This window comes from Nonomuraea sp. NPDC048882 (genome assembly GCF_040649755.1).
GTDB lineage: Bacteria > Actinomycetota > Actinomycetes > Streptosporangiales > Streptosporangiaceae > Nonomuraea > Nonomuraea maheshkhaliensis.
Genome location: NZ_JBEZGB010000010.1, coordinates 165,087 through 189,650, shown reverse-complemented (window position 1 = coordinate 189,650; position 24,564 = coordinate 165,087). Strand labels below are relative to the sequence as shown.

Here is a 24,564-nt window from a genome sequence, read left to right as displayed (position 1 = left end):
CGCGGCAGATCCCGGGGACGTGACCCAAGCCGGCCGCGTGACCGAAGTCGGGGGTGTGGCTGAGCTTGGAGGGGGTGAGTGGCGGCGGCTGGCGGGGCGGAGTCCGTGGGCGTCGGGGGTGAAGTCGCTGGCCCTCGTGGCAGGCGCGGCGGCCGGGATCCTGCGGTTCCTGACCGGCCGGGACTGGCCGTTCTGGGGGATCGTGGCGGTCTGCGCGGGCGCGGCGGTGCTGATCGTCGCCGGCGTGGCCGCGTACGACGTGCTCCGGCTGCGCGCGGCCCGCTGGCGGCTCACCCCCGAGCGCCTGGAACTGCGCTCCGGCATCACCACCCGGCGGCACCGCTCGGTCCCGCGCGACCGGGTGCGCAGCGTCGACCTGCGGGCCGACCCCGTACGCAGGGCGTTCGGCCTGACCGTGGTCAGGGTCGGCACGGGCGAGCAGGCGGGCGACGACACCGAACTCGTCCTCGACCCTCTCGGCAGGCGCGAGGCCGAGGCCCTGCGCCGTGTCCTGCTGCACCAGGGCGAGCCGGCCGAGCGGGCGGACGGGCCGCTGGCGGAGCTGCGCTGGTCGTGGATCAGGTACGCGCCGCTGTCGGTGTGGACCTTCACCGGCGCGGCGGCGGTGCTCGGCGCGCTGTACAAGGCGCTCGACGCGTTCGGGCTGAAGAAGGTCACCGGCAGGGTGGCGGCCGGCGTGTGGGACTGGGTGGTGACGCTGCCGCTGCTCGCGGTGCCCGTGCTGCTGGCGGCCAACCTGCTCGCCGGGACGCTGGGCGCGGTCCTGCTGTTCGCCGAGTCGTGGGGCCGCTACCGCCTCGAACGCGAGCCTGGCCGGCTCCGGGTCCGGCGCGGCCTGCTGACCACCCGCTCCCTCACCCTGGAGGAACGCAGGCTGCGCGGGGTGGAGATCGGCGAGCCGCTCCTGCTTCGGCTGGGCGGCGGGGCCAGGGTCAGGACCGTCGCCACCGGGCTGGGCACGTCGAAAGGCGACGAGAACGAGGACGCCGCCGCGCTCACCCCGCCGCTCCCCCGCGCCCTGGCCTGGCGGATCGCCGCCCTGGTCGCCGGCGCGGGGCTGCCCGCGCTGACGCCGCACCCGCCGGCCGCGCGGCACAGGCGGATCGTCAGGGCGGTGGTGGTGACGGCCCTGATGACGGCGCTACTGACGGCTCTGGCGTCGGTCGCGACTCTGGGAACGGCCGCTTGGGCGGCATCGGCCAAGGACTGGCTGGACGGCTGGGGCTGGGTGCTGCCCGTGGTGGTGCCCGTGATGGTGCCCGTGATGGTGCTGGCGTACGGGCTGTGGCTGGCGGTGGCGGGCGCCACGAGCCTGGGACACGCGCTGAGCTCCCGGCATCTGGTCGTCAGGCGAGGCGCCGTGGCCAGGCGGACGGTCGCGCTGGAACGCCGGGGCATCGCGGGCTGGACGATCACCGAGTCGTACTTCCAGCGGCGGGCCGGGCTGGTGACCGTGCGCGCCACGACGGCGGCGGGCAAGGGTCACTACGAGGTGGTGGACGTGGGCCGCGGCGACGGGCTCGACCTGGCCGATCGGGCGGTGCCGGGGTTGCTCGCGCCGTTCCTCAACCGGTGATCGCCGTTCCTCAACCCGTGATCGTTGTTCCTGAGCCGGTGATCGCTGTTCCTCAACCGATGATCGCGCTCCTGAGCCGGTGATCGCCGGTCCCGGTCCGGTGATCACCGGACCGGGACCGAGGAAAGCCCGGCCAGGATCCGGGCGATAGTGGGAGCCGCGCGATCCCCATGGCTTGCCCATGCCCCTGTACTGGACAAACGTCATCGCGCGGCTCAAGTGCTTGCAGATATAACGGTATTTGTCCCGCTTGCAACCGGGTTGCAGCCTCATTAACCGTTGACGCATGTCTCCAGTCAGGGAGATGATCCAGCCCGTGTCGACTGGAGCGGCGCTGGCCTGCCGCGCCCTCACCTGCCGCGCCCTCACCTGCCGCGCCGGCGGCCGTACGATCAGGCCAAGAGCGGCCGACGCGACGACCGGCGCGCGTACTCGCTGGTCTGGCCGGACGCTGTTCGGCCCGCCGCTGCCGCGCGGCAGCGCTGGTCGCGGCGGTCGTGGGCGCCGCCCTGCTGGGTCGGCCTGCCGGCGGCGGCGCTGGTGTCGGAGCTGCTGCTGCGCGGCATCCGCGTGGAACGTCTCCGCGACGCACCGCCTGATGAGCCAGTCTGCTCTCCCCGTCCGAGGGGACCGCCCGAGTTGACCGGCGGCGCGGCTAGTCGCCCGCGGGATGGTCGGCCAGGGCCTGTAGGTAGGCCTTGGCCAGGGTGAGCGCGCCCGGCATGGCCTCCTTCTCCGGCATGAGCTCGACCTTGGGCGAGTTGGTCGCCTCCCCCTCGGGCCGCTGGTGGCCGGAGTAGTCGACCCGGACCACCACCGCGCCCTCGCGGATGACGATCGAGCCGCTGGCCGCGGCGACGTCGCCGTTCCTGGTCTGCACGTACTGCTGGTACGCCTGGTCGCCCAGCCCCTCGGCCTCGCTCAGCGGGCCCCACTTGATGTTGCCCAGGGAGGAGCCCCCGGTGGTCTTGGCGCGGCCGTACCCGCTGGCGTAGTACGACTTGGCCGCGGTCTCGTCCACCGCACCCGCCCGGTTCGTGAACCTATGGACGGTGATCAGCGCGCTGCGGATCTTCTTCTGGCCGTCGCCGCCGGGCACGTCGAGGTTGAGCCAGCGGCACTCGGTCTGGTTGTCGGCGCCGGCCTGGGTGCCGCGCGCCCGGGTGGTCGGCTGGGGCACGAGCCGCGTGGCCGTCTCCGTCACGGCGCCGCAGTCGGCGGGGAAGGAGGCCAGCACGGTCGGCGAGGGGGTCGGCTCGGCGCTCGGCGAGACCGTGGCCTCGGCCGACTTCTCCGCCTTGGCCAGCACGCCGGGATTGCGGGCCTGCCAGGCGGCCACGCCCTTGGCGAAGTGCCCGGCCAGGCCGCTCACCTCGCGGATGGCGTTCTCCTCGGTGACGGCCTGGGTGCTCTCGTTGGACAGGATCTGGGAGTCCTTGCGCTGCTGGCCGGCCTGGAACTTGACCTCGATCGTCATGTCGCCGACGCGGGCGTGGGCGGTGCCGTAGGCGTACCAGAGGAGTTTGCCGTCGCGGCGCCAGGTGTACTGGGCGAAGGCGTCGTCGCCGACGCCGGGGATGTCCTTGACCGGGGAGATGTACTGCTTCTCGTCGGGGTCGAGTGACGGGGTGGCGGTGGCGCCGAACTTGCCGCCGCGGTATTCGATCTCGTAGGAGTTCTGGGCCATCGCCCGGCCGGTCTTGGCACCCTCGCCCTTGTGCTGCTCGATCCTGACGTCGATCTCCCTGCTGCGCCAGTACTCGCCGTACGAGATGCGTTGGTTGATCCAGTTGCAGATGAAGTCGATCGTGTAGTCGCTCTCCCTGGAGCGCTTTGCCACGGTGGCGCCGGGTACCAGCCGGTCGGCCTCGTCCGGCGGCAGCATGGCGCACACGTCGGGTGCCGCCGCGGCGGGAGCCGTTCCCGCGGGTGAGGACGGCGCGGCGGTCGGGGGCGCGCTCGCGCCCGTGACCTTGCCGTAGAGGAGGTAGGCGCCCACGCCTCCCGCGGCGACCAGCACGACGAGGGCGGCGGCGAGCGTGGGCATGAGCCAGACGGGCCTCGCCCGCCGTGGCGGGCCCGGCGTGGGCGGCACGGTCGGGGGGAGGGTCGGGGCCATGCCGGGGGCGTCGTACGGATGGCCTGGCGTCTGGTACGGCGAGCCCGGCGGCGGATACTGCCCCGCCTGCTGCGGGTACTGCCCTCCGGGCGGCGGATACTGCCCTCCCGGCGGGTACGACCCGCCGGGCGTCTGATAGGCCGCGTCCTGCGGCTGTCCCCCTGGGGTCTGGTACGGCGAGTGCGGCTGTCCCCCTGAGTACGGCGGCTGCCCGCCGGGCGTCTGGTAGGGCGTGTTCGGTGGCTGGGACGGCCTGCCGGGCTGCTGGTAGGGGGTGGTCGGCGGCTCGAACTCGCTACCGGGATTCACGGGGACTCCTGGGGTTGCCCTGACTTGCGGTGGAACATGCTAGTCATGCCCCTTGCAAGGTGCTTGCAGGATCGGGGCTCACTTCGGCAGTGCCGCGAAGACGATCCGGGCGGCGGCGATCGCCGTGTCCTTGTCCGCCGGGACCTTCCGCGTCACTTCCTCACGGTGCCAGATCACTTCGCCCAGCAGGTTACTCGTTCGGAAAAGCAGCACGCTGTCCGATTTACCGGTTTCGGTGGAGTTGATGTAGAACTCGAAGGCGTTCTGGATGATGGCCGCCTCCCCCAGGCCCTCGACCTCCCTGACCTTGCCGTGTGAGGTCCGCAGGGACGTGCCCTCCGCCGCCGCCCTGGTGCTCCGCTCGCTGGTGAAGCGGCGCTGAGCCACCTCCGGCCCGCCGAGATCCTGCGTGGGCCGCTCGGCCCAGGCGCGCACGATGAGGCGGTTGCCCCTGCCGGAGTCGGAGCTCAGCTGCCACTGGCACTCGCCTGGCCGGGTGGAGGCGCGTTCGACGGCGCCCTTCATGAGCCGGGCGGCCTCGGCGTCGCCGAGCAGGGTGCACGGGTCGGGCGCGGCGGCGTACCGGCCGGTGTCCTGGGACGGGCCGCCGAGCGCGGAGGCCGCGTACCAGCCGCCCGCGCCCAGCACGACGACGGCGGCGATCACAGCGGCCCACGTGGCGCGGCGGCGGGAGCGTCCCGAGCCCCCGGCGGCGCCGGCCAGCCTGGTCAGCTCCGCGCGAACCTGGGCGGCGGTGGGACGGGCCGCCGGGTCCTTGGCCAGCATGGCCATCAGCAGCCCGCCCAGGTCGCGGCCCGCCCTGGCGGGGAAGGGCGGCTGGTGCAGCAGCACCGCCGCCGCGACGGCGGCGGGCAGCTCCCGCTCGAACGGCGCGCGCCCCTCCACCGCCGTGTAGAGGCTGGCGCCCAGCGACCACAGGTCGGACGACGGGCCGGAGGGCTGCTCGTTGAGCCGTTCCGGGGCCATGTAGCCGGGCGAGCCCGCGCTGCCGAACCGGTCGCCCTGCCCGCCCATCGGCGTGGCGATGCCGAAGTCGGTGAGCATGGCCGAGCCGTCGGCGTCGAGCAGGATGTTGGCCGGCTTGACGTCCTGGTGCAGCATGCCGTGGGCGTGGGCGACCTCCAGCGCCGACAGCACCCGCAGCCCGACCTGGGCGACGAACCGCGCCGGCAGCGGCCCGCTCTCCTTGATCACCTTGTCGAGCGAGCGGCCGGTGACCAGGTCCATGATGATCCACGGCTGGTCGCCTTCGAGGACGACGTCGTGCACGAGCACGATGGCCGGGTCACGCAGCCGCCCGGCCGACCTCGCCTCGTGGATGGCCAGGTCGGCGAACGCGGCCCGCTCGCGCGGACCCATGCCCTGCGGCACCCGGACCTGCTTGACGGCGACCTGCCGGTCGAGGGTCTCGTCGATGGCCCGCCACACCGTGCCCGCGCCGCCCTGCCCGAGCCGCTCGATCAGCCGGTAACGGCCGGCCAGCAGGTAGAGGTCACCCGGCATCGCGCAACGTCCGCTCGCTCGCCTGCGCGGCTCTCAGGGCCGAGCGCTTGACGTCCTCGTCGGTCGGCCGGTCGGCCAGGGTGGTGTATTCGACGCTCACCACGAGGTTGGCCAGCCGGTAGTAGACGTGGGCGGAGTGGACGCGGCCGGTCGAGCCCTTCAGCTCGAAGCCGAACGCCTCCTCCCCCAGGCCGGCGATGTCGTGCAGCGGGGTGCGCCGGGCCCGCTCCTTGTTCTTCACCCCGATCTCGGGCCAGGTCCAGTCGATGTCATCGTATTTCGCCCAGTAACGCTTCTGGTTGCGGAAGAGCGCGCGGGCCGAGGCGGCGGTCATCGACCAGGGGTCGACGGTGTCGGAGTCCTTCTGCACCTGTACGCCCACACCGGTGCCCTGGGCCGGCCAGCCGCACTTGGGGCCCACGGCGTCGGAGCCGGGCTGGGCCTTGGGCGGGCTCTGGGTGCGCAGCAGGCCGCCCACCTCCGCCGCGCCGAGCAGCGTGCACACGTCCATCGGCACGTCGAACGCCGCGGGCGGCGTGCTCTCCTGCTCCCTGAGCAGGAAGAACGCGCCGGTGGCGGCCACGAGGAGCACCACCACGACGGCGGCCGCCCACAGCGCGAACCTGCCGCGGCCGCGCACCTTGGTGGGCGCGGTCGTGTCGGCGCCGGCGGGCAGTTGCGGCGCCGGGCCGCCGGCGGCGACCTGCCTGAGCGCCTGTACGGCCACCCGCGCGTCGGGACGGGCCCCTGGCTGGGGCGCCATCATCGCGGCCACCAGGGGGCCGAGCGGCCCAGGCACGACGGGCACCGGCCGCGTGAGCGTGTCGCGCACGCGCTGGGCCACCGACCCCTCGAAGGCGGGCGCGCCGGTCAGCGCGACGTAGAGGGTGGCGCCGAGCGACCACAGGTCGCTGGCCGGGCCGCCGGGATGGCCTTCCAGCCGCTCTGGCGCGATGAACCCGGGCGAGCCGATCATCAGGCCCTGCTCGGTCAGCGTGGCCTGGCCCTCCTGCCTGGCGATGCCGAAGTCGGTGAGCACCACCCGGCCGCTCTCGGTCAGGAAGACGTTGCCCGGCTTGACGTCGCGGTGCTGCAGGCCCTGGGCGTGGGCCACGCTGAGGGCCTCCAGCACGTCGGCCCCGATCCTGGCGGCATGCGCGGGCGGCATGGGGCCGAACTCGCGTACGGTCTCGGCCAGCGTGCGGCCCCGCAGCAGCTCCATGACCAGCCACGGCCGGTCCTGCTCGACCACGACGTCGTGCAGCGCCACGATGCCGGGATGGCGCAGCCGCGCGGTGGCCTGCGCCTCGCGCACCGCTCTGGTCACCGATTGTGACCGGTCCTTGGGTGCCATGCCCTCGGGCAGGGTGAGCTCCTTGACCGCGACCTCGCGGTCGAGCATCTCATCCCTCGCGAGCCAGACCTTCCCCATGCCGCCCGCGCCGAGCGGGCGTTGCAGGGCGTAGCGGCCGGCGAGTCTTCCCGAGGACATAAAGGGAAGGGTAACTAATCGCCAAGAGGGGTGGTGACTCGTTCCTGTCGGTCGACCTCTCTATGGTCTTGGTTCGTGGATCCGGTTCAAGGCACTCTCGACGAGCTCGGCACTCCGCTGAGCGACGTCACGTTCGTCGTGTTCGACCTCGAGACGACCGGCGGCTCGCCCGCCGAGGACGCGATCACCGAGATCGGCGCGGTGAAGGTGCGGGCCGGCGAGGTGCTCGGAGAGTTCTCCACGCTGGTCGATCCAGGGGGGCCGATACCGCCGTTCATCTCGGTGCTGACCGGCATCACCGACAGCATGGTCATGGCCGCGCCCAAGATCGAGACGGTGCTGCCGAGCTTCCTGGAGTTCATCCGCGGCGCGACGCTGGTGGCCCACAACGCCGGGTTCGACACCCGCTTCGTCAAGGCCGCCTGTGCCGCGCTCGGCTATCCGCCGCCGGCCAATCCGGTCGTCGACACCGTCGACCTGGCCAGGCGCGTGCTGACCCGCGACGAGACGCCCAACGCCAAGCTGGCCACGCTGGCCCGGTTCTTCCGCAGCCCCGTCGAGCCGTGCCATCGCGCCCTGGAGGACGCCAGGGCCACCGTCGACGTGCTTCACGGGCTGATCGAGCGGGCCGGGTCCTTCCAGGTGCACACGCTGGAGGAGCTGAAGTCGTTCGTCCGCGCGCCGACGCCCGAGCAGCAGCGCAAGCGTCACCTGGCCGAGTCGGTGCCCCACGCGCCCGGCGTCTACATGTTCGAGGACGAGCGCGGCGAGGTCCTCTACATCGGCAAGAGCACCAACCTGCGCAACCGGGTGCGCTCCTACTTCACCGCCGGCGAGACCCGGCCGCGCATCCGCGAGATGATCGGCATCGCCGAGCGGGTGCGCCACATCGTCTGCGCCACCGCGCTGGAGGCCGAGGTCAGGGAGCTGCGGCTGATCGGCGGCGCCAAGCCGCGCTACAACCGCCGCTCCCGCTTCCCCGAGAAGGTCCTGTGGCTCAAGCTCACGGCCGAGGTGTTCCCGCGCCTGTCGATCGTGCGCGAGCTGAAGGACGACGGCGCCACCTACCTCGGTCCCTTCACCAGCGCCCGGCTGGCCGACGACGCCCGGATCGCGCTGCACGAGGCGGTCCCCCTGCGCCAGTGCACCCAGCCGGTGACGCTGCGCACCCGCAGGGCGGCCTGCGCGCTGCACGAGATGGGCCGGTGCGGGGCGCCGTGCGCGGGCGGGGAGAGCCCGGAGGAATACGCGCTCCACGTCGAGAGCGCCCGGCGGGCCATGACGCTCGACGCCTCCCCCGTCTTCACCGCCGTCTCGGCCCGCATGGAGCGGCTGTCGGTGGAGCAGCGTTACGAGGAGGCGTCGGTCGACCGTGACCGGCTGGCCGCGTTCGTCCGCACGGCGGCCCGCATGCAGCGCCTGAGCGCCATCACCCGCATCCCGCAGCTCGTCGCCGCCAGCCCTGCGTTCGGCGGCGGCTGGGACATCCACGTGGTCCGCTACGGGCGGCTGGCGGCGGCCGGGGTGATGCAGAAGGGCACCCACCCGACCCCCTTCGTCGCCTCGCTGACGGCCGCCGCCGAGGTCGTCCTGCCGGGTCCTGGGCCGGTCCACGCCGCGAGCGCCGAGGAGACCGAGTGCATCCTGCGCTGGCTGGAGTCGCCGGGGGTGCGCCTGGTGGAGGTCGACGGCGAGTGGAGCCTGCCCGCGCGGGGCGCGGCCCGGCACAAGGCCCGCATCGACCTGGCCTACCGCCATCTCGATCAGCGGCGCGATCGGGAGGGGCGACCTTTGAGGTGAAACGATAGAGTTGATGCATGGTCACGGCTATCGTCCACATCAATGCAGAGGTAGACCGGATCCCGGAGGTCGCCGAGACGATCGCCGAGATCCAGGGGGTCAGCGAGGTCTACTCCATCACCGGCGAATACGACCTGCTGGCCATGGTCAGGGTCGCCGCCTACGAGGAGATCGCCGAGGTGGTGCCCGGGCGGATCAACAAGGTGGCCGGGGTGCTCCACACCGAGACCCACATCGCCTTCCGCGCCTACTCCAAGCACGACCTCGACGCGGCCTTCTCCATCGGCTTCCCCGAGGCCGACTGACCCCTCCGAGCGCCTGTCCCAGGCGCACCGTACGAACGCCGGACGGGCCCGGACGAGAGATCTCGTCCGGGCCCGTCCGGTTGTGTGGCGTCAGGTGTCAGTGCGTGATGCTGCGGTCGTCGCCACCGGAGCCGCCACCGGAGCCGCCACCGGAACCGATCGCGGCGTGCTCGTCCTCGTCGTGCCCGTGCCCGTCGCCATGTCCGTCGCCGTGCCCGTGCCCGTCGTCCAGCGGGATCTTCTCCCCGCCGTACGCCTTCGACATGATCGCGCGCAGCTTGCCGATCGGCCCGCGCATGCCCTTGGGCGGGATGCCCGAGGGGTCCTCGGCCACCGGCAGCATCAGCACCGGCGTCTTGCCGCGCATGTGGGCCTCGATGTCCTCCGCCGGCGGCGTGTGGACCTCGATGAACTCACCGTGCGGCAGCCGCTTGATCACGCCGGACTCCACACCGTGCGAGATGATCGCCTGGTCGAAGCGCTGCAGGCCGAGGCACATGCGGTAGGTGATCAGGTACGCCAGCGCCGGCGCGACGAAGATCAGCACCCGGCCGGTGTAAGTCGTCCAGTTGAGGCTGACGTGGAAGAACGCCGCGATCTCGTCGTTGGCGCCCAGCAGCCACAGCACGCCGTAGAACGTGATCGCCGACATGCCGATCGAGGTGCGGTGGGGGTTGTTGCGGGGGCGGTCGGCGACGTGGTGCTCGCGGTTGTCGCCGGTCACCCAGCGTTCGAGGAACGGGTAGAGCGCCAGGCCCGTCATGATGATGCCCATCGGCACCAGCGCCGGGATGATGACGCTCAGCGGCAGCGTGCCCGCGTGGGAGGTGCCGAAGAGGTTGATCTCCCACGGCGGCATGATGCGCAGCGCGCCTTCGAGGAAGCCCATGTAGAAGTCGGGCTGCGAGCCGGCCGACACGTCCGCGGGCGTGTAGGGGCCGAACAGCCAGATCGGGTTGATCTGGGTGAAGGTCGCCAGGCCCGCCACCACCGCCAGCGTGAACAGGAAGTACGCGCCCGCCTTGGCCATGAAGGCCGGGTAGAACGGCGCGCCCACCACGTTGGCGTTGTCGCGGCCCTTGCCCGGCATCTGCGTGTGCTTCTGCACCCACATGAGCACCATGTGCGCCGTGACCAGCGCCAGGATGATGCCGGGGATGAGCAGGATGTGCAGCGAGTAGAACCGGGAGACGACATCCTCACCCGGATATTCGCCGCCGAACAGGAAGAACGTGATGTACGTGCCGACCAGCGGCAGCGAGATCGCCACGCCCTCGGTGATCCGCAGACCCGCGCCGGAGAGCAGGTCGTCGGGCAGGGAGTAGCCGGTCAGGCCCTCGGCCAGCGCCAGCGTCAGCAGCAGCACGCCGATGATCCAGTTGATCTCGCGCGGCTTGCGGTAGGCGCCGGTGAAGAACACGCGCAGCGCGTGCACCATCATGCCGGCCACGAAGAGCAGGGCCGCCCAGTGGTGCATCTGCCGCATGAGCAGACCACCCCGGACGTCGAAGCTGATCTCCAGCGACGACGCGTAGGCCTCGGACATCATGACGCCCTTGAGCGGCGCGTACGAGCCGTCGTAGGGCACCTCACCCATGCTGGGCTTGAACCAGAGCGTCAGGAACGTGCCGGTCAGCAGCAGGATGATGAAGGAGTAGAGGGCGATCTCACCGAGCAGGAACGACCAGTGGTCGGGGAAGATCTTGCGCATGTTGCGCTTGAGGAAGCTCGCCCCGCCGAGACGCTCGTCGAGGAAGTTCGACGGCCCGGCGATGGCCTTCGGCGTTTCCTTCAGCTCGTCGCTCATGCCTGGCCTCCCTTCTCCCTGACCTCGGCCTCGGCGTCGCCGCGTTCCCAGTAGCTGGGTCCGACCGGCACCTCGAAGTCGCCCTGGGCGATGAGGTAGCCCTCGGCGTCGACGGTGATCGGCAGCTGCGGCAGCGGCCGGGCGGCCGGGCCGAAGATGACCTTGGCGCCGTCGGCGGCGTCGAACGTCGACTGGTGGCAGGGGCAGAGGATGTGGTGGGTGTTCTGCTCGTACAGGGCCGCGGGGCAGCCCACGTGGGTGCAGATCTTCGAGTACGCGACGATGCCGTCGTGGGTCCAGTTCTGCCGGACGCCGCTCTTGATCTCCTCAGGGCGGAACTTGATCAGGATCAGCGTGGCCTTGGCCAGGGCGTTGAGGTCGTGCTGGTAGCCCTCGGGGACGACCGACAGGATGCCGCCCGGCGAGTTGAAGTCGGCGGCCCTGATGGGCTGGCCGGTGCCCTCGACGACGAGCCGCAGCGGCTTGCCCTCCTTGGTCTTCTCACCCCAGACCGTGTGGCGCAGCATCGAGTTGAACTTCGCGCCCGGCATCTTGCTGTTGTCGAGGTCGCGCAGGAGCACCAGCGGGACCAGGCCGAGCGGCGCCGCGGCCAGCAGCAGCGTGCGGCGCAGCAGCTTGCGCTTGACGAAGCCGCTCTCGTTGGCCCCGCGCAGGAACGTCTCGCCGACGACCTCGCGGTCCTCCTCGGCGGAGGCCATCGGGTGGCGGTCCTGGACCAGCGAGTACTTCGGCATGATCTGGCGGACCCAGATCACGATGCCGACCGCCAGGCCCAGGATCGCGATGGTGAGCGAGCTGCCCAGGGCGAGGTTGGAGGTGCCGGTCGCCTCGGGGCTGCCCACCTGGAAGTAGACGTAGGAGACGATGAACGCGATGGAGGCCAGGAACGTGATCGTGAAGCAGAGCGCCACGATCCTCTCGGCCTTGCGCGCCTTGGCCTCGTCCTGCAGCGTGACGCCGGGGACGTCCTCCTCGACGGCCGCGGGCGCCTCCGCGGCGCCGAGCATCGAGGTGCCCGGCGCGGGGGTGCCGATGACGCGCTTGGGTACGCGCTCGTCGGGCTGCTCGATCTCGTGCTCGTTGTCTGTCATGACTTCTGTCGCTTCTTCGCGGTGATCCAGATGGCGGCAAGTACGAGGGCGGCGATGCCCACTACGAACGCTACGAGACCTTCGGTGACCGGGCCGATGCGCCCGAGGCCGAAACCTCCGGGGTCGCGCTGCTCACGGACCTGGGTGATGTACGCGATCATGCTGCGCTTCTCTTCCGGCGTGATCGTCGTGTCGTTGAAGACCGGCATGGCCTGCGGGCCGGTGATCATCGCCTCGTAGATCTGCGTCGGGGTCGAGGAGTTGAGGTTGGGGGCGTACTTGCCCTGCGTCAGGGCACCGCCCGCGCCGGCCCAGTTGTGACACTGGATGCAGTTGGCGCGGAACAGCTCGCCGCCCTTGCCCGCGTCGCCCATCGCCGGGTCGACCTGCTCGTGCCCGGGCACCTGCGGGCCGCCGCCGAGCGACTGCACGTAGGCCGCGATCTGGCGGGTCGTCGTCTCGTTGACCCAGGGCGCCAGGGGCTTGCGCGGCGCCTGCGGCCCGGGGGCGCCGGCCGGCATGCGGCCGGTGCTCATCTGGAAGTCGACCGCCGCGGCGCCGACGCCGATGAGCGTGGGCGCCGAGGTGGTGCCCTGCGCGTTGGCGCCGTGGCAGCTCCCGCAGTGCAGCACGAACAGGCTCTTGCCCTCGGCCACGTCATCGACCTTGCCCGCCGCCAATGCCGCGTCGGCAGGCTTGCCCGCCTGGACAAAGGCGGCGTATACCATCCCGACCAGCGCCAACGCGAAAATCAGGACGGCGTATCTCGCGAGGGGATGCCGCCGCCAAGCGGTGATCCTAATCACAGAGATCCCGTTCCTTAACGAATGATGTAGATGGTCGCGAAAAGACCGATCCAGACGACGTCGACGAAGTGCCAGTAGTAGGACACGACGATCGCGCTGGTGGCCTGCTCATGCGTGAAGCGCTTCGCGGCGTACGTGCGTCCCAGCATGAACAGGAACGCGATCAGGCCACCGGTCACGTGCAGGCCGTGGAAGCCCGTCGTCAGGTAGAACACCGAGGTGTAAGCGTTAGCGGACAAGGTCGCGCCCTCTGACGCCAGCTCCATGTACTCGTACAGCTGCCCGGCGACGAAGACGGCGCCCATGAGGAAGCTGATGACGTACCAGAAGCGGAGCTTGCCGACCTGCCCCTTCTCTGCGGCCCACACGCCGAGCTGGCACGTCACACTCGACAGAACCAGGATGATCGTGTTGACCGTCGCGAACGGGATGTTCAGGTGAGCTGCCTCAGAGGCGTCGGCACCGGCTTGCAGGAACGCCGGTCCCCACTCGATGCCTCGGCCCTCGCTCACCGACCGGATGGTGAAGTACATCGCGAACAGCGCCGCGAAGAACATGAGCTCAGAGGACAGCCAGACGATCGTACCGACGCTGACCAGGTTCGGTCTCCGGTACGACTGTGCTGTCGTCGTCGAAGTTATTGCGGATGCTGTCGCCACGGGCAGCATTATTGCGGCTCTGGTGGTCGGTCGGTCGCACGACCCCCCGTTAGCAGGTACAAACCGCCTACCAACCTGGGATAATTGGAACAAAACGCCCAGCAGGCATGGTGGCCTGGGTCCGCACCCCTTCGCACCGGTACGATCCAGGTGACCCTACCTCTTCGACTGATAGTGAGCGCGACCGATGTCCACAGGGAGCACCGACGAGAAGATGAAGGTTCTCGTCTACAGCGACGACGCCGCCACCCGGGCCGAGGTGAGCCAGGCCATCGGCAGGCGTCCCGCGGCCGACGTACCGCTCGTGGAGATCGTGGAGTGCGCCACCGAGCCCAAGGTGCACCAGTGGCTGGCCTCCGGCGAGATCGACGTGGCGGTCCTCGACGGCGAGACGCAGCCGGCCGGCGGCATGGGCGTCGCCCGCCAGGCCAAGGACGAGGTCTACGACTGCCCGCCCATCTGCCTGATCATCGCCAGGCGTGACGACCGCTGGCTCGCCGAGTGGTCCAAGGCCGACGCCGTGGTGCCGCAGCCGCTGGAGCCGATGGTGCTGGCCGACACGGTGGCCGACCTCATGCGCCGTCGTTCCGCCACCCGACTCAACGCTAAGTAGGTGCCCATGGACTCCCGGACGACCTGGCCCTCCCTGCTGTCCGCTCTCCTGTCAGGAGAGCACCTCACCTCCGACGAGTCGGCCTGGGCGATGCGGGAGATCATGTCCGGCGCCGCCACGCCCTCCCAGATCGCCGGCTTCGTGATCGCGCTGCGCGCCAAGGGCGAGACCGTGGCCGAGGTGGTCGGCCTGGCCCGCACCATGCTCGACCTGGCCACGCCGCTGCGCGTCGAGGGCCCCGTGGTCGACGTGGTCGGCACGGGCGGCGACCGGGCCCACACCGTCAACGTCTCCACCATGGCCGCCATCGTGGCCGCCGCCGCCGGCGCGCGCGTGGTCAAGCACGGCAACCGGGCCGCCTCGTCCTCCTGCGGCGCCGCCGACGTCCTCGAACACCTGGGCATCAGGCTCGACCTCACGCCCGAGCAGACGGCGCAGGTGGCGAGCCAGGCCGGCATCGCGTTCTGCTTCGCGCCGGTCTACCACCCCGCGCTGCGCTTCGCCGGGCCGACCCGCAAGGAGATCGGCGTCCCCACGGTCTTCAACTTCCTCGGCCCGCTCACCAACCCGGCCCGCCCGTCGGCACAGGCCATCGGCGTCTACGACGCGGGCATGCTGCCGGTGCTGGCGGGCGTCTTCGCCGAGCGCGGGGTCTCGGCCCTGGTCTTCCGCGGCGACGACGGCCTCGACGAGCTCACCATCGCCGCCACCTCGACGGTCTGGGTGGTCAAGGACGGCACGGCGACGCAGACCACGTTCGACCCCGCGGTGCTCGGCATCCCGCGAGCCGACGTGGGCGCGCTGCGCGGCGGCGACGTGGCCTTCAACGCCCAGGCCGTGCACGACCTCGTGCGCGGCAAGACGGGGCCCGTGCGCGACGCGGTGCTGCTCAACGCGGCGGCGGCCCTGGTGGCGCTCGACGGGCCCGGCGACGACCTCGACTCGGCCATGATCGACGCGTACGCCCGCGCGGTGCAGGCGGTCGACTCCGGCGGCGCGTCCGCCGTGCTGGACCGCTGGATCGAGGCCAGCGGCTCCTTCCGCCCCGTCTGAACCACCCCTCCTGAGCGCCCCGCCTGACCGGTTCGTCCGGACGGGCCGCCCGGACGGGGCTGCCCTCCGGCACGGGGACGTCCGATCCGGCCGTCCCCTCTCCTACCTTCCGTAGTACACGGGCCGGGCCACCGTCAGCGGTCGAGCAGGTTGGTGGGGCCGTCCTTCAGCGCGCTCCACTTGAGCCACTGCTTCCAGGTCTCCTGCCAGTGCCCCCACCCGTTGGTGGGCTCCAGCTTCCGCGGCGTCCCCGTGATGATGATCGGATCGCCGATCAGCGTGTTCTTGATGAACCACGCCGCGTTGCCCGGGCTGACGTTCACGCAGCCGTGGCTGACGTTCGAGTTGCCCTGCGACCCGACCGACCAGGGCGCGCTGTGCACGTACTCGCCACTGTTGGAGATGCGCACGGTGTTGTAGACGGTCAGCCGGTAGTAGCCGGCCGAGCCGGGCCCGATCCCCGGCGAGGTCATCACGGTCACGGGCTCGCGTGACATGGCCAGGTGCACGCCCGAGGTCGTGTGGTACTTCCACTGGCCGCCCTGACCGGCGCTCATCGGCATGGTGCGGACGCGCTTGCCGTCCCGCCGGACGATCAGCACGTGCTCGTTGGTGCTGCCCTTGGTGATCTGCGAACGGCCGATCTTGAAGTCGAGCTTCACGTCGCGCTTGCCGTACATGCCGGGCCCGCCGCGCACGCCGGCCAGTTTGGCCTCCACCCGCACCTTCGTGTGCGCCGGCCAGTACTTCCGCGGCCGGTAGTCCACGTGCTGGTCGTCGAACCAGTGCCAGGCCCCCTCGACCGGTTTGGAGCTGTGCACGCTGAGGTTGCGCTCGACGGCCACCCGGTCGGTGACGGGCTGGTCGAAGGCGATCATGACGGGCATGCCGACGCCGACCGTCAGCCCGGTGTCGTCCTTGTTCGGGGTGATGGTCGCGATGTCGAACGTCTTGCCGCCCTTGACCGTGGTGAACCCGCTGCGGCTCTCGCTCTGCTTGCCCGCCGCGTCGGCGGAGACGGCGGTCACCGTGTACGAGGTGCCGGGCCTGGCGGTGCCGACGCTGCGCCACCGGGTGCCGTCGGCGCTGAGGACACCCTTGAGCGGGCCCGCCTTGCCCCCGTCCACCCGCACGCTCTTCAGCGTGCCTCCCTGGACCGAGACGACCACGGGCTGGTCCGTGGGCACGTTAGACGTCTTGTCGGCCGGAGAGAACCCCACAGAGGCGCCGGGCGCCTTCCCGGCCATGGCGACCCCCTGGGGGTCCTGCGCCGGGCTCTGCGCCGAGCACGCCGCCAGCAGCGCCAAGGCCAGCAAGCCGGCCGATCCATACGCTCCTCGCCCCACGAGTACTCCCTCGCCCGAGATCGAACCTATCCGCCTCCTTTATTACCCTGAGTAATTGATTCACCACATCCGTACACTGGTAAAGAACACCAAAAAGCGGGCGTCCCTCTCCAAGAGGAAGACGCCCGCTCCAGGTGTGGTGCCTCAGTGCTCAGTGCGAGAAGTGGCCCCGGTAGTACTGGAAGACGAATCCGATCATCGCCATGATGATCAGGAAGACGCCGATCAGGAACATCCAGAAGCCGATCACGAACCCGGCGAAGGCGAAGGCCGCCGCCAGGCAGAGGAACAGCGGCCACCAGCTGCTCGGGCTGAAGAAGCCGATCTCACCCGCGCCGTCACTGATGTCGGCCTGCTTGTCGTCCTCCGGCTGCGCGCCGATGCGCCGCGCGGTGAACATCAGGTAGTAGCCCACCATGAACGCGAAGCCGACCGAGATGGCCATGGCCGTGGTGCCGACCGGCTCACCCTGGCCCGTCGCCGCCTTGGTCCAGAACCAGTAGGCGATGTCGACGCCGGCGAAGAAGACGCCGCACAGCAGGAAGAGCCAACCCTGGACCTTCATCAGCCCTCGACCTCCTGGGTGGACTTGGCGGACGCGTGCGGGTAGTGCAGGTCGAACGCGGGGCGCTCGGACCGGATGCGCGGCAGCCTGGTGAAGTTGTGCCGCGGCGGCGGGCAGGAGGTCGCCCATTCGAGCGAGCCACCGTAACCCCACGGGTCGTCCACGGTGACCTTGGGCGCGCTGCGCCAGGTCTTCCAGACGTTGTAGAAGAACGGCAGCGTCGAGGCGCCCAGCACGAACGCGCCCACCGACGACAACAGGTTGAGGTCGGTGAAGCCGTCGGCCGGGCTGTAGTCGGCGTAGCGCCGCGGGAAGCCGGCCATGCCCAGCCAGTGCTGGACCAGGAACGTCGTGTGGAAGCCGATGAACAGCAGCCAGAAGTGCAGCTTGCCGAGCTTGTCGTCGAGCATCTTGCCGGTGAACTTGGGCCACCAGAAGTAGAACCCGGCGAACATCGCGAACACCACGGTGCCGAAGACCACGTAGTGGAAGTGGGCGACGACGAAGTAGGTGTCGCTGATGTGGAAGTCGAGCGGCGGCGAGGCCAGGATGACGCCCGTCAGGCCGCCCAGGAGGAACGTGATGAGGAAGCCGACCGAGAAGAGCATCGGCGACTCGAAGCTCAGATGGCCTCGCCACATCGTGCCGATCCAGTTGAAGAACTTCACGCCCGTCGGCACCGCGATGAGGAACGTCATGAACGAGAAGAACGGCAGCAGCACCTGCCCGGTCGGGAACATGTGGTGCGCCCAGACCGTGATGGACAGGCCCGCGATCGAGATCGTCGCACCCACGAGGCTGATGTAACCGAAGATCGGCTTACGGCTGAAGACCGGCAGGATCTCGGTGACGATGCCGAAGAACGGCAGCGCGATGATGTAGACCTCGGGATGGCCGAAGAACCAGAACAGGTGCTGCCAGAGCAGCGCCCCGCCGTTCTCCGAGGTGAAGATCTGGGTGCCCAGTTTGCGGTCGGCCTCCAGCGCGAGCAGGGCGGCGGCCAGCACGGGGAAGGCCATCAGCACGAGCATGCTGGTCAGCAGGATGTTCCAGGTGAAGATCGGCATCCGGAACATGGTCATGCCGGGCGCGCGCATGCAGATGATCGTGGTGATGAAGTTGACCGCGCCGAGGATCGTGCCGAGGCCGGACAGGGCCAGGCCCATGATCCACAGGTCGCCGCCGACGCCGGGCGAGTTGATCGCGTTGGACAGCGGCGTGTAGGCGAACCAGCCGAACGAGGCCGCGCCGCCCGGGGTGAAGAAGCCCGAGACGGCGATGAGGCTGCCGAACAGGTAGAGCCAGTAGCTGACCATGTTGAGGCGCGGGAACGCCACGTCGGGGGCGCCGATCTGCAGCGGCATCAGCTCGTTGGCGAAGCCGGCGAACAGCGGCGTCGCGAACATCAGCAGCATGATCGTGCCGTGCATGGTGAACAGCTGGTTGAACTGCTCGTTGCTGGTGAGCTGCAGGCCGGGCTGCGCCAGCTCGGCCCGCATGATCAGCGCCATGACGCCGCCGATCAGGAAGAAGGCGAACGACGTGATCAGGTACATGTGCCCGATGATCTTGTGATCAGTCGAGGACATCCACTTGGCCAGGATCTGGCCCTTGGAGATGGGCCTGACCGGCGCTGTCGTCAGTGGTTCGTGGATGGCGGTCACTGGGCACTCCCCGCCTGCTGGGTCGCGATGTACTGGCTCCACTCCTGCTCGTTCACGAGCTTCACCGAGAAGAGCATCCGGCTGTGGTCGACGCCGCAGAGCTCAGCGCAGCGACCGGCGAAGACGCCGGTGCGGTCGAGCGTCGTGATCTGGAACTTGCGGCCCGGGTTGTTCTCGGGGATGCCGGGGATGACATCGCGCTTGAACAGGAACTCGGGCACCCAGAACGAGTGGATCACGTCGTCGCTCGACAGGTCGAACTCGACCTTCTTCTTCACCGGCAGGACGAGCTGGGGGCCCTGGTGGAAGTCGCTCACCGGCACGCCGGAGACCGGCGCCAGCGTCTTGCCGTCGACGGTCGTGGTGAAGCGCCAGCTCCACTGGTACGCCTCGACCTTGACCTTGACGGGGGCGTCGCCGTCGACCTTGGCCAGCACCTCGCTGTCGCGGGCGGTGAAGAAGAAGAACACCGACACCATGACCAGCGGGATCAGGGTGTAGAGCATCTCGATCGGCAGGTTGTAGCGCACCTGCGGCGGCAGCTCGGCCTTGGCCCTGCGCTTGCGATGGAAGAACGACGCCCACAGGATCAGCACGATGACGACCGCGCCCGTGGCGAGTGCGGCGATCCAGGCCCCGTTCCACAGACTCTGGACCACACCGGCCTCTTCGGTGATGTGGTCGGGAAGAAGGCCGCGAGACCAGTTGGCCTCGGGGACGTCATTAGCACACGCCGTAGCAGTGGCCAGCAGCAACGCCAAAGCGGCGGCTCGTGGCACCCTGCGCCGGGCCAACGAACGCCGCGTCGTACGGCGAGTCGGACTCACGGATCGCCTACCCCACAGATGAAGCCCAAGAGTCTCTCCCTTGGGCGCTCGTATTGCTGTTTTCTGCATCAAGCACAGACTGACAAGCAGACACATTAGCGTGCGGGTGCCTCGCCCCACCTCTCGACCCCTCGATGGCGCCGGAAGTGGGACGATGTATCCCGTGGCGTATTTCGACGCGGCTTCCAGCGAGCCGCTCCACCCCCAGGCGCGCGAGGCGCTGCTGGCGGCGATCGACGCCGGCTGGGCCGACCCGGCGAGACTCTACGGGGCGGCCCGCCGCGCTCACCTGCTGCTGGAACAGGCCCGCACGGAGGTGGCCGAGGCACTCGGCGCGCGCCCTGACGAGGTGTCGTTCACCGCGTCGGGCACGCAGGCCGTGCATCTCGGCGTGCTCGGCACCCTACACGGAAGACGCAGAGCCGGACGCCACCTGGTGACGAGCGCCGTCGAGCACTCCAGCGTGCTGCACGCGGGCCAGGTGCACGAGCGCGAGGGCGGCACGGTCGAGACGGTGGGCGTCGACCTGAGCGGGCGGGTGGACCTGGCCCGCTTCACCGAGGCGGTCGCCGCGCCCGGCACGGCGCTGGCCTGCCTGCAGACGGCCAACCACGAGGTCGGCACCACCCAGCCGGTGGCCGAGGCGGCCGAAGTCTGCCGCGAGCACGGCGTTCCGCTGCTGGTGGACGCGGCGCAGACGGCGGGCCGGATGCCGATCCCGCCCGGCTGGTCGGTGCTGGCGGCCAGCGCCCACAAGTGGGGCGGCCCGGCCGGGGTGGGCGTGCTGGCGGTGCGGAAGGGCACGCGCTTCCGCTCGTTCCTGCCCGAGGACGAGCGGGAGCGGCGGCGGGTGCCGGGCTTCGAGAACGTCCCCGCCGTCGTCGCGGCGGCGGCCGCCCTGCGCGCGGTCCGCGCCGAGGCGGAGGAGGAGCAGGCGCGGCTCTCCGCGCTCGTCGACCGGATCAGGGCCAGGGTCAAGGAGACCGTCCCCGACGTGGAGGTCATCGGCGACCCCGTCGGCCGGGCCCCGCACATCGTCACCTTCTCGTGCCTGTACGTCGACGGGGAGGCGCTCCTGACCGAGCTCGACAAGGCGGGTTTCGCCGTATCGTCAGGAAGTTCGTGCACCGCTAGTACGCTTCGTCCATCGCACGTCCTTGAGGCCATGGGCGTGCTGACGCATGGCAATGTCCGGGTGTCGCTTGCCAGGGGCACCGGCGCGGACGAGGTCGACGCCTTCCTCGCCGCGCTGCCCGACCTGGTGCGCCGGATCCGGCAGGACGCAGGAGTCGCATGACCGAGGTTACCCAGCCGGCTTTGACGATCGACGCGCTCGGCAAGAAGTGCCCCATCCCGATCATCATGCTCGCCGAGCAGATCAACTACGTTCCGCTCAACGCCGTGGTGGCCGTGCTGGCCGACGATCCCGCGGCCTACACGGACGTGCCGGCGTGGTGCAGGCTGAAGTCGCACCGGCATGTGGGGTCGTACGAGCTGCCGGAGGGCGGCTGGGCGATCCACGTACGCCGCAACTACTGAAAGGCCCGCCGGCCGATTCAGGCCCCCACAGCGGGTAGGGCCTCCCCTGAGGAGTCATCGACAACTCGGGGGGAAGTCATGATCAGCGGAAATCCGCGCGAGACCGCCCGCGACATCATGAGCACGGGCGCGGAGTGCATCGCGGCACACGAGACCCTGGACCGGGCGGCGCAGATGATGCGCGAGAAGGACGTGGGCGCCCTGCCCGTCTGCGGTCCTGACGACCGCGTCACCGGCATCATCACCGACCGCGACATCGTGCTGAAGTGTGTCGCGGCCGGTCACGACCCGTCCAGCGTGACGGCGGGCGAGCTGGCCGTCGGGCTGGTCTGGGTGCCGTCGGACGCGACCGTGCAGGAGGCGCTGGCCCGCATGGAGGAGCACCGGATCAAGCGCCTGCCGGTGATGGAGAACGGCCGCATCGTCGGCATGATCACCGAGGCGGACCTGGCCAGGCACCTGCCCGACGGCGAGCTGGCCGAGTTCGTGCACCGCGTCTACGCCATGCGCTGAAACGCCGTCCGGGCCGTCCCACGCACGTGGGGCGGCCCGTCTCACGTTCTCCGGCTCAGGGGTGGTAGCAGCGGACGTGGGGGGCGATCTCCGCCGCGGCCTCCGCGCCGTACGCGGCGGAGAACCGCTCCAGGAATGCCTTCTGCCCGAGCTCGTACTCCTGCCCGCCCACGCGCTCCAGCACGTGGGTGGCGGTCAGGTTGCCGATCTGCCCGCACCGCTCCAGCGGCAGGCCCCAGGCCACGCCGGCCAGGAACCCCGCGCGGAAGGCGTCGCCGACGCCGGTGGGGTCGGCCTTGCCCCGCTCGGGGGCGGGGGCGACCTGGATGGACGGCTCGCCCTGGCGGTCGATGACGGCGCCCTTGGGGCCGAGCGTGGTGATCCGGACGCCGACCCGGCCGAGGATCTCCTCGTGGGACCAGCCGGTCTTCTGCTCGATGAGCCCCTTCTCGTAGTCGTTGCCGAACAGGTAGGCGGCGCCGTCGACGAGCTGGCGGATCTGCTCGTCCTCCATGCGGGCCAGCTGCTGGGAGATGTCGGCGGCGAACGGGATGCCGCGCTGGCGGCACTCGTCGGAGTGACGCAGCATGGCGTCGGGGTCGTTGGGGCTGATCAGGACCAGGTCGAGGCCGCCCAGGCGGTCGGCCACGGGCTGCAGCTCGATGAGCCGCGCCTCGGCCATGGCGCCGGTGTAGAACGAGGCGATCTGGTTGTGGTTCTCGTCCGTGGTGCACAGGAAGCGGGCGGTGTGCTGGGTCTCCGAGACGTGCACGGAGCCGCACTCGACGCCATGGCGCTCCAGCCACGAGCGGTAGTCGGCGAAGTCGTTGCCGACGGCCCCCACGAGGATCGGCTTGAGGCCGAGACAGGCCATTCCGAACGCGATGTTCGCGGCGCAGCCGCCACGGCGGATCTGGAGGTCATCGACCAGGAAAGAGAGCGACACCCGATCGAGTTGCTCGGCGATGAGCTGGTCGCCGAAGCTCCCAGGGAAGGTCATCAGGTGATCTGTCGCGATGGAGCCGGTTACGGCGATGCGCACGGGATTCTTCTTCCTCGTTGTCAGCAGGCCAATGAGCCCCACGAGGATACGCGAAGGTCCCGCACGCACAAAGGCGAGCGGGACCTGCGGGCCGTGGGCGACCCGTTCTAGTTGAACGAGTCGCCACAGGCGCACGAGCCCGTGGCGTTGGGGTTGTCGATCGTGAAGCCCTGCTTCTCGATCGTGTCGACGAAGTCGATCGAGGCGCCCATCAGGTAGGGGGCGCTCATCCGGTCGGTGACCACGCTGACGCCACCGAAGTCCGACACGACGTCACCGTCCATCGAACGGTCGTCGAAGAAGAGCTGGTAGCGCAGGCCGGAGCAACCTCCTGGCTGCACGGCGACCCGCAGCTGCAGACCTTCCTCGCCCTGCTGTTCGAGCAGGTTCTTGACCTTGGCGGCGGCCGCGTCAGTCAGGATCAGGCCCTGTGCCGTGGTCTCGCTGCTCTCAACCGTCATCTGCTGACTCCCTAACCCGGCTGTCTGTTTTCGACGTCCTGCTAATGACGCTACCAACACCTGGGCGATGCCACACATTCCCGGGGCCCCCTCCCCGAGAATGACCACATCTCTCCGTGTGCCATGATGGGTATCGTCAGAACGACGATAAGGGGGTACGGCCATGGCCACCCAGACTGGACTGCCGCTCTTCGTACTCGGCCAGGGTGCCGATCCGCACAGCGAGAAGGGGGTCGACTGTCCCGGCGAGCTGCCGCCGGCCTCCGACCCCGGCCTGGTCGAACGGGCCCGCAAGGCCAAGGAGGCGCTCGGCGAGCGCCTGTTCGTGCTCGGCCATCACTACCAGCGTGACGAGGTCATCCAGTTCGCCGACGTGACGGGTGACTCGTTCAAGCTGGCCCAGCAGGCGGCGGCGCGGCCCGAGGCCGAGTTCATCGTCTTCTGCGGCGTGCACTTCATGGCCGAGTCGGCCGACATCCTGACGGGCGCGGGCCAGAAGGTGGTCCTGCCCGACCTGGCGGCCGGTTGCTCGATGGCGGACATGGCCACGTTCGACCAGGTCGAGGAGTGCTGGGAGGCGCTGGAGGACGCCGGGCTGGCCGATCAGGTGGTGCCGGTCACGTACATGAACTCCAGCGCCGACATCAAGGCGTTCTGCGGCAGGAACGGCGGCGCCGTGTGCACCTCCTCCAACGCCCGCCGCGCGCTCGACTGGGCGTTCTCGCGGGGGGAGAAGGTGCTGTTCCTGCCCGACCAGCACCTCGGCCGCAACACCGCGGTGCTGGAGATGGGCATGTCCCTGGAGGACTGCGTGGTGTGGAACCCGCACCGCCCTAACGGCGGCCTGACCAGGGAGCAGCTTGAGCGGGCCAGGATGATCCTGTGGCGGGGCCACTGCTCGGTGCACGGCCGCTTCACCGCCGAGTCGGTGGACGACGTACGCGCCCGCATCCCCGGCGTCAACGTGCTCGTGCACCCCGAGTGCCGGCACGAGGTGGTGCTGAAGGCCGACCACGTGGGCTCGACCGAGCACATCATCAAGACGCTGGAGGCGGCGCCGTCGGGTTCGAGCTGGGCCATCGGCACGGAGCTCAACCTGGTCAAGCGGCTGGCGCAGACGTTCCCCGACAAGGACATCTCGTTCCTGGACCGGACCGTGTGCTACTGCTCCACCATGAACCGGATCGACCTGCCGCATCTGGTGTGGGCGCTGGAGTCGCTGGTGCTGGGCGAGGTCGTCAACCAGATCACGGTGGACGCGGACACCACCCACTGGGCCAAGGTCGCCCTGGACCGCATGCTGGCCCTTCCGTAGGGCGCGGCTCCAGGGCGCGGCTCCAGGGCCCGGCTCCAGGGCACGGTGAGGCGCCGGGCCAGGGCGGTGTCGCGGCCCTGGCCTGGCCCGCTGCGG

General features: G+C 70.2%; 22 protein-coding genes. 9 read left to right on the top strand and 13 right to left on the bottom strand.

What is annotated here, in order from left to right:
• Nucleotides 1-55: 55 nt before the first annotated feature.
• Entirely contained in the window at nt 56-1,597 is a 1,542-nt protein-coding gene (locus AB0C27_RS32880; protein ID WP_357851900.1) for a PH domain-containing protein, read from the top strand.
• A gap of 655 nt (nt 1,598-2,252) precedes the next feature.
• Here AB0C27_RS32880 and AB0C27_RS32875 read toward each other — a convergent pair.
• The 3 genes from AB0C27_RS32875 to AB0C27_RS32865 all read right to left on the bottom strand — a co-directional run bounded on the left by AB0C27_RS32875 (nt 2,253) and on the right by AB0C27_RS32865 (nt 7,041).
• A complete protein-coding gene (locus AB0C27_RS32875; protein WP_357851897.1) occupies nt 2,253-4,025 on the bottom strand; it encodes a hypothetical protein in 1,773 nt (590 codons plus the stop codon).
• Nucleotides 4,026-4,103: 78 nt separating this feature from the next.
• Nucleotides 4,104-5,549, bottom strand: a complete 1,446-nt coding sequence (locus tag AB0C27_RS32870) for a serine/threonine-protein kinase (protein WP_357851894.1) — start codon at nt 5,547-5,549, stop codon at nt 4,104-4,106.
• Nucleotides 5,539-7,041: a serine/threonine-protein kinase gene (locus AB0C27_RS32865; protein WP_357851891.1), complete on the bottom strand. Its 1,503-nt coding sequence runs from the start codon at nt 7,039-7,041 to the stop codon at nt 5,539-5,541. Before AB0C27_RS32865 ends, AB0C27_RS32870 begins: the two co-directional genes overlap by 11 nt.
• 75 nt (nt 7,042-7,116) lie before the next feature.
• Here AB0C27_RS32865 and AB0C27_RS32860 point away from each other — a divergent pair, with 75 nt between their 5' ends.
• Nucleotides 7,117-8,841 carry a DEDD exonuclease domain-containing protein gene (locus tag AB0C27_RS32860; protein WP_357851888.1) on the top strand — a complete coding sequence of 575 codons (1,725 nt, stop codon included), beginning with the start codon at nt 7,117-7,119 and terminating at the stop codon, nt 8,839-8,841.
• Nucleotides 8,842-8,858: 17 nt separating this feature from the next.
• On the top strand, nt 8,859-9,146 hold the full coding sequence (locus tag AB0C27_RS32855) for an Lrp/AsnC ligand binding domain-containing protein (RefSeq protein ID WP_106242714.1): 288 nt from the start codon (nt 8,859-8,861) through the stop codon (nt 9,144-9,146).
• Nucleotides 9,147-9,243: 97 nt separating this feature from the next.
• Here the strand turns inward: AB0C27_RS32855 and AB0C27_RS32850 are convergent, their stop codons facing one another.
• The 4 genes from AB0C27_RS32850 to AB0C27_RS32835 are packed head-to-tail and all read right to left on the bottom strand — an operon-like array spanning nt 9,244 to nt 13,539.
• Complete coding sequence (locus tag AB0C27_RS32850) at nt 9,244-10,953, bottom strand: ubiquinol-cytochrome c reductase cytochrome b subunit (RefSeq protein WP_357851885.1); 1,710 nt, start codon at nt 10,951-10,953, stop codon at nt 9,244-9,246.
• Nucleotides 10,950-12,065: a Rieske 2Fe-2S domain-containing protein gene (locus AB0C27_RS32845; RefSeq protein WP_357851882.1), complete on the bottom strand. Its 1,116-nt coding sequence runs from the start codon at nt 12,063-12,065 to the stop codon at nt 10,950-10,952. Before AB0C27_RS32845 ends, AB0C27_RS32850 begins: the two co-directional genes overlap by 4 nt.
• Entirely contained in the window at nt 12,062-12,871 is an 810-nt protein-coding gene (locus AB0C27_RS32840; RefSeq protein WP_357851880.1) for a c-type cytochrome, read from the bottom strand. The genes AB0C27_RS32845 and AB0C27_RS32840 overlap by 4 nt, the downstream gene beginning before the upstream one ends.
• 14 nt (nt 12,872-12,885) lie before the next feature.
• A complete protein-coding gene (locus tag AB0C27_RS32835) occupies nt 12,886-13,539 on the bottom strand; it encodes a heme-copper oxidase subunit III (protein ID WP_346113166.1) in 654 nt (217 codons plus the stop codon).
• Nucleotides 13,540-13,717: 178 nt separating this feature from the next.
• On the opposite strand from AB0C27_RS32835, the gene AB0C27_RS32830 reads away from it, so the two are divergent.
• Nucleotides 13,718-14,143 carry a hypothetical protein gene (locus AB0C27_RS32830; RefSeq protein ID WP_357851877.1) on the top strand — a complete coding sequence of 142 codons (426 nt, stop codon included), beginning with the start codon at nt 13,718-13,720 and terminating at the stop codon, nt 14,141-14,143.
• Nucleotides 14,144-14,149: 6 nt separating this feature from the next.
• Nucleotides 14,150-15,196, top strand: a complete 1,047-nt coding sequence (gene trpD / locus AB0C27_RS32825) for an anthranilate phosphoribosyltransferase (RefSeq protein WP_357851874.1) — start codon at nt 14,150-14,152, stop codon at nt 15,194-15,196.
• Between the two features lie 134 nt (nt 15,197-15,330).
• Here trpD and AB0C27_RS32820 read toward each other — a convergent pair whose 3' ends face one another.
• The 4 genes from AB0C27_RS32820 to AB0C27_RS32805 all read right to left on the bottom strand — a co-directional run bounded on the left by AB0C27_RS32820 (nt 15,331) and on the right by AB0C27_RS32805 (nt 19,430).
• Complete coding sequence (locus AB0C27_RS32820) at nt 15,331-16,512, bottom strand: Ig-like domain-containing protein (protein ID WP_357851871.1); 1,182 nt, start codon at nt 16,510-16,512, stop codon at nt 15,331-15,333.
• A 181-nt stretch (nt 16,513-16,693) separates the two neighbouring features.
• The gene (locus AB0C27_RS32815) at nt 16,694-17,107 is read right to left on the bottom strand and encodes a cytochrome c oxidase subunit 4 (RefSeq protein WP_357851868.1); all 414 of its coding nucleotides are present in this window, start codon (nt 17,105-17,107) and stop codon (nt 16,694-16,696) included.
• Nucleotides 17,107-18,696, bottom strand: a complete 1,590-nt coding sequence (gene ctaD, locus AB0C27_RS32810; RefSeq protein WP_357852483.1) for a cytochrome c oxidase subunit I — start codon at nt 18,694-18,696, stop codon at nt 17,107-17,109. Before ctaD ends, AB0C27_RS32815 begins: the two co-directional genes overlap by 1 nt.
• A gap of 71 nt (nt 18,697-18,767) precedes the next feature.
• A complete protein-coding gene (locus AB0C27_RS32805) occupies nt 18,768-19,430 on the bottom strand; it encodes a cytochrome c oxidase subunit II (protein WP_357851865.1) in 663 nt (220 codons plus the stop codon).
• Between the two features lie 331 nt (nt 19,431-19,761).
• Here AB0C27_RS32805 and AB0C27_RS32800 point away from each other — a divergent pair, with 331 nt between their 5' ends.
• The 3 genes from AB0C27_RS32800 to AB0C27_RS32790 all read left to right on the top strand — a co-directional run bounded on the left by AB0C27_RS32800 (nt 19,762) and on the right by AB0C27_RS32790 (nt 21,650).
• Entirely contained in the window at nt 19,762-20,895 is a 1,134-nt protein-coding gene (locus AB0C27_RS32800) for a cysteine desulfurase family protein (protein ID WP_357851862.1), read from the top strand.
• Entirely contained in the window at nt 20,892-21,137 is a 246-nt protein-coding gene (locus tag AB0C27_RS32795) for a sulfurtransferase TusA family protein (protein WP_043638353.1), read from the top strand. Before AB0C27_RS32800 ends, AB0C27_RS32795 begins: the two co-directional genes overlap by 4 nt.
• A gap of 78 nt (nt 21,138-21,215) precedes the next feature.
• Complete coding sequence (locus tag AB0C27_RS32790; protein ID WP_357851859.1) at nt 21,216-21,650, top strand: CBS domain-containing protein; 435 nt, start codon at nt 21,216-21,218, stop codon at nt 21,648-21,650.
• A gap of 55 nt (nt 21,651-21,705) precedes the next feature.
• Here AB0C27_RS32790 and AB0C27_RS32785 read toward each other — a convergent pair whose 3' ends face one another.
• Both AB0C27_RS32785 and erpA read right to left on the bottom strand, forming a co-directional pair.
• Nucleotides 21,706-22,692 (bottom strand): carbohydrate kinase family protein, encoded by a 987-nt coding sequence (locus tag AB0C27_RS32785; RefSeq protein ID WP_357851856.1) that lies wholly within the window; start codon nt 22,690-22,692, stop codon nt 21,706-21,708.
• 107 nt (nt 22,693-22,799) lie between these two features.
• Entirely contained in the window at nt 22,800-23,153 is a 354-nt protein-coding gene (erpA, locus tag AB0C27_RS32780; RefSeq protein ID WP_106242686.1) for an iron-sulfur cluster insertion protein ErpA, read from the bottom strand.
• Between the two features lie 163 nt (nt 23,154-23,316).
• Here erpA and nadA point away from each other — a divergent pair, with 163 nt between their 5' ends.
• Entirely contained in the window at nt 23,317-24,468 is a 1,152-nt protein-coding gene (gene nadA / locus AB0C27_RS32775; RefSeq protein ID WP_357851852.1) for a quinolinate synthase NadA, read from the top strand.
• The last annotated feature ends 96 nt before the right edge of the window (nt 24,469-24,564 follow it).

Excerpts from the sequence above, each read along its gene's own strand:
- ctaD (WP_357852483.1), bottom strand. The coding sequence starts at position 18,696 with ATGTCCTCGACTGATCACAAGATCATCGGGCACATGTACCTGATCACG.
- AB0C27_RS32830 (WP_357851877.1), top strand. The coding sequence starts at position 13,718 with ATGTCCACAGGGAGCACCGACGAGAAGATGAAGGTTCTCGTCTACAGC.
- AB0C27_RS32865 (WP_357851891.1), bottom strand. The coding sequence starts at position 7,041 with ATGTCCTCGGGAAGACTCGCCGGCCGCTACGCCCTGCAACGCCCGCTC.
- AB0C27_RS32850 (WP_357851885.1), bottom strand. The coding sequence starts at position 10,953 with ATGAGCGACGAGCTGAAGGAAACGCCGAAGGCCATCGCCGGGCCGTCG.
- AB0C27_RS32835 (WP_346113166.1), bottom strand. The coding sequence starts at position 13,539 with ATGCTGCCCGTGGCGACAGCATCCGCAATAACTTCGACGACGACAGCA.
- AB0C27_RS32815 (WP_357851868.1), bottom strand. The coding sequence starts at position 17,107 with ATGAAGGTCCAGGGTTGGCTCTTCCTGCTGTGCGGCGTCTTCTTCGCC.
- AB0C27_RS32855 (WP_106242714.1), top strand. The coding sequence starts at position 8,859 with ATGGTCACGGCTATCGTCCACATCAATGCAGAGGTAGACCGGATCCCG.
- AB0C27_RS32870 (WP_357851894.1), bottom strand. The coding sequence starts at position 5,549 with ATGCCGGGTGACCTCTACCTGCTGGCCGGCCGTTACCGGCTGATCGAG.
- AB0C27_RS32790 (WP_357851859.1), top strand. The coding sequence starts at position 21,216 with ATGATCAGCGGAAATCCGCGCGAGACCGCCCGCGACATCATGAGCACG.
- nadA (WP_357851852.1), top strand. The coding sequence starts at position 23,317 with ATGGCCACCCAGACTGGACTGCCGCTCTTCGTACTCGGCCAGGGTGCC.
- AB0C27_RS32795 (WP_043638353.1), top strand. The coding sequence starts at position 20,892 with ATGACCGAGGTTACCCAGCCGGCTTTGACGATCGACGCGCTCGGCAAG.
- erpA (WP_106242686.1), bottom strand. The coding sequence starts at position 23,153 with ATGACGGTTGAGAGCAGCGAGACCACGGCACAGGGCCTGATCCTGACT.
- AB0C27_RS32845 (WP_357851882.1), bottom strand. The coding sequence starts at position 12,065 with ATGACAGACAACGAGCACGAGATCGAGCAGCCCGACGAGCGCGTACCC.
- trpD (WP_357851874.1), top strand. The coding sequence starts at position 14,150 with ATGGACTCCCGGACGACCTGGCCCTCCCTGCTGTCCGCTCTCCTGTCA.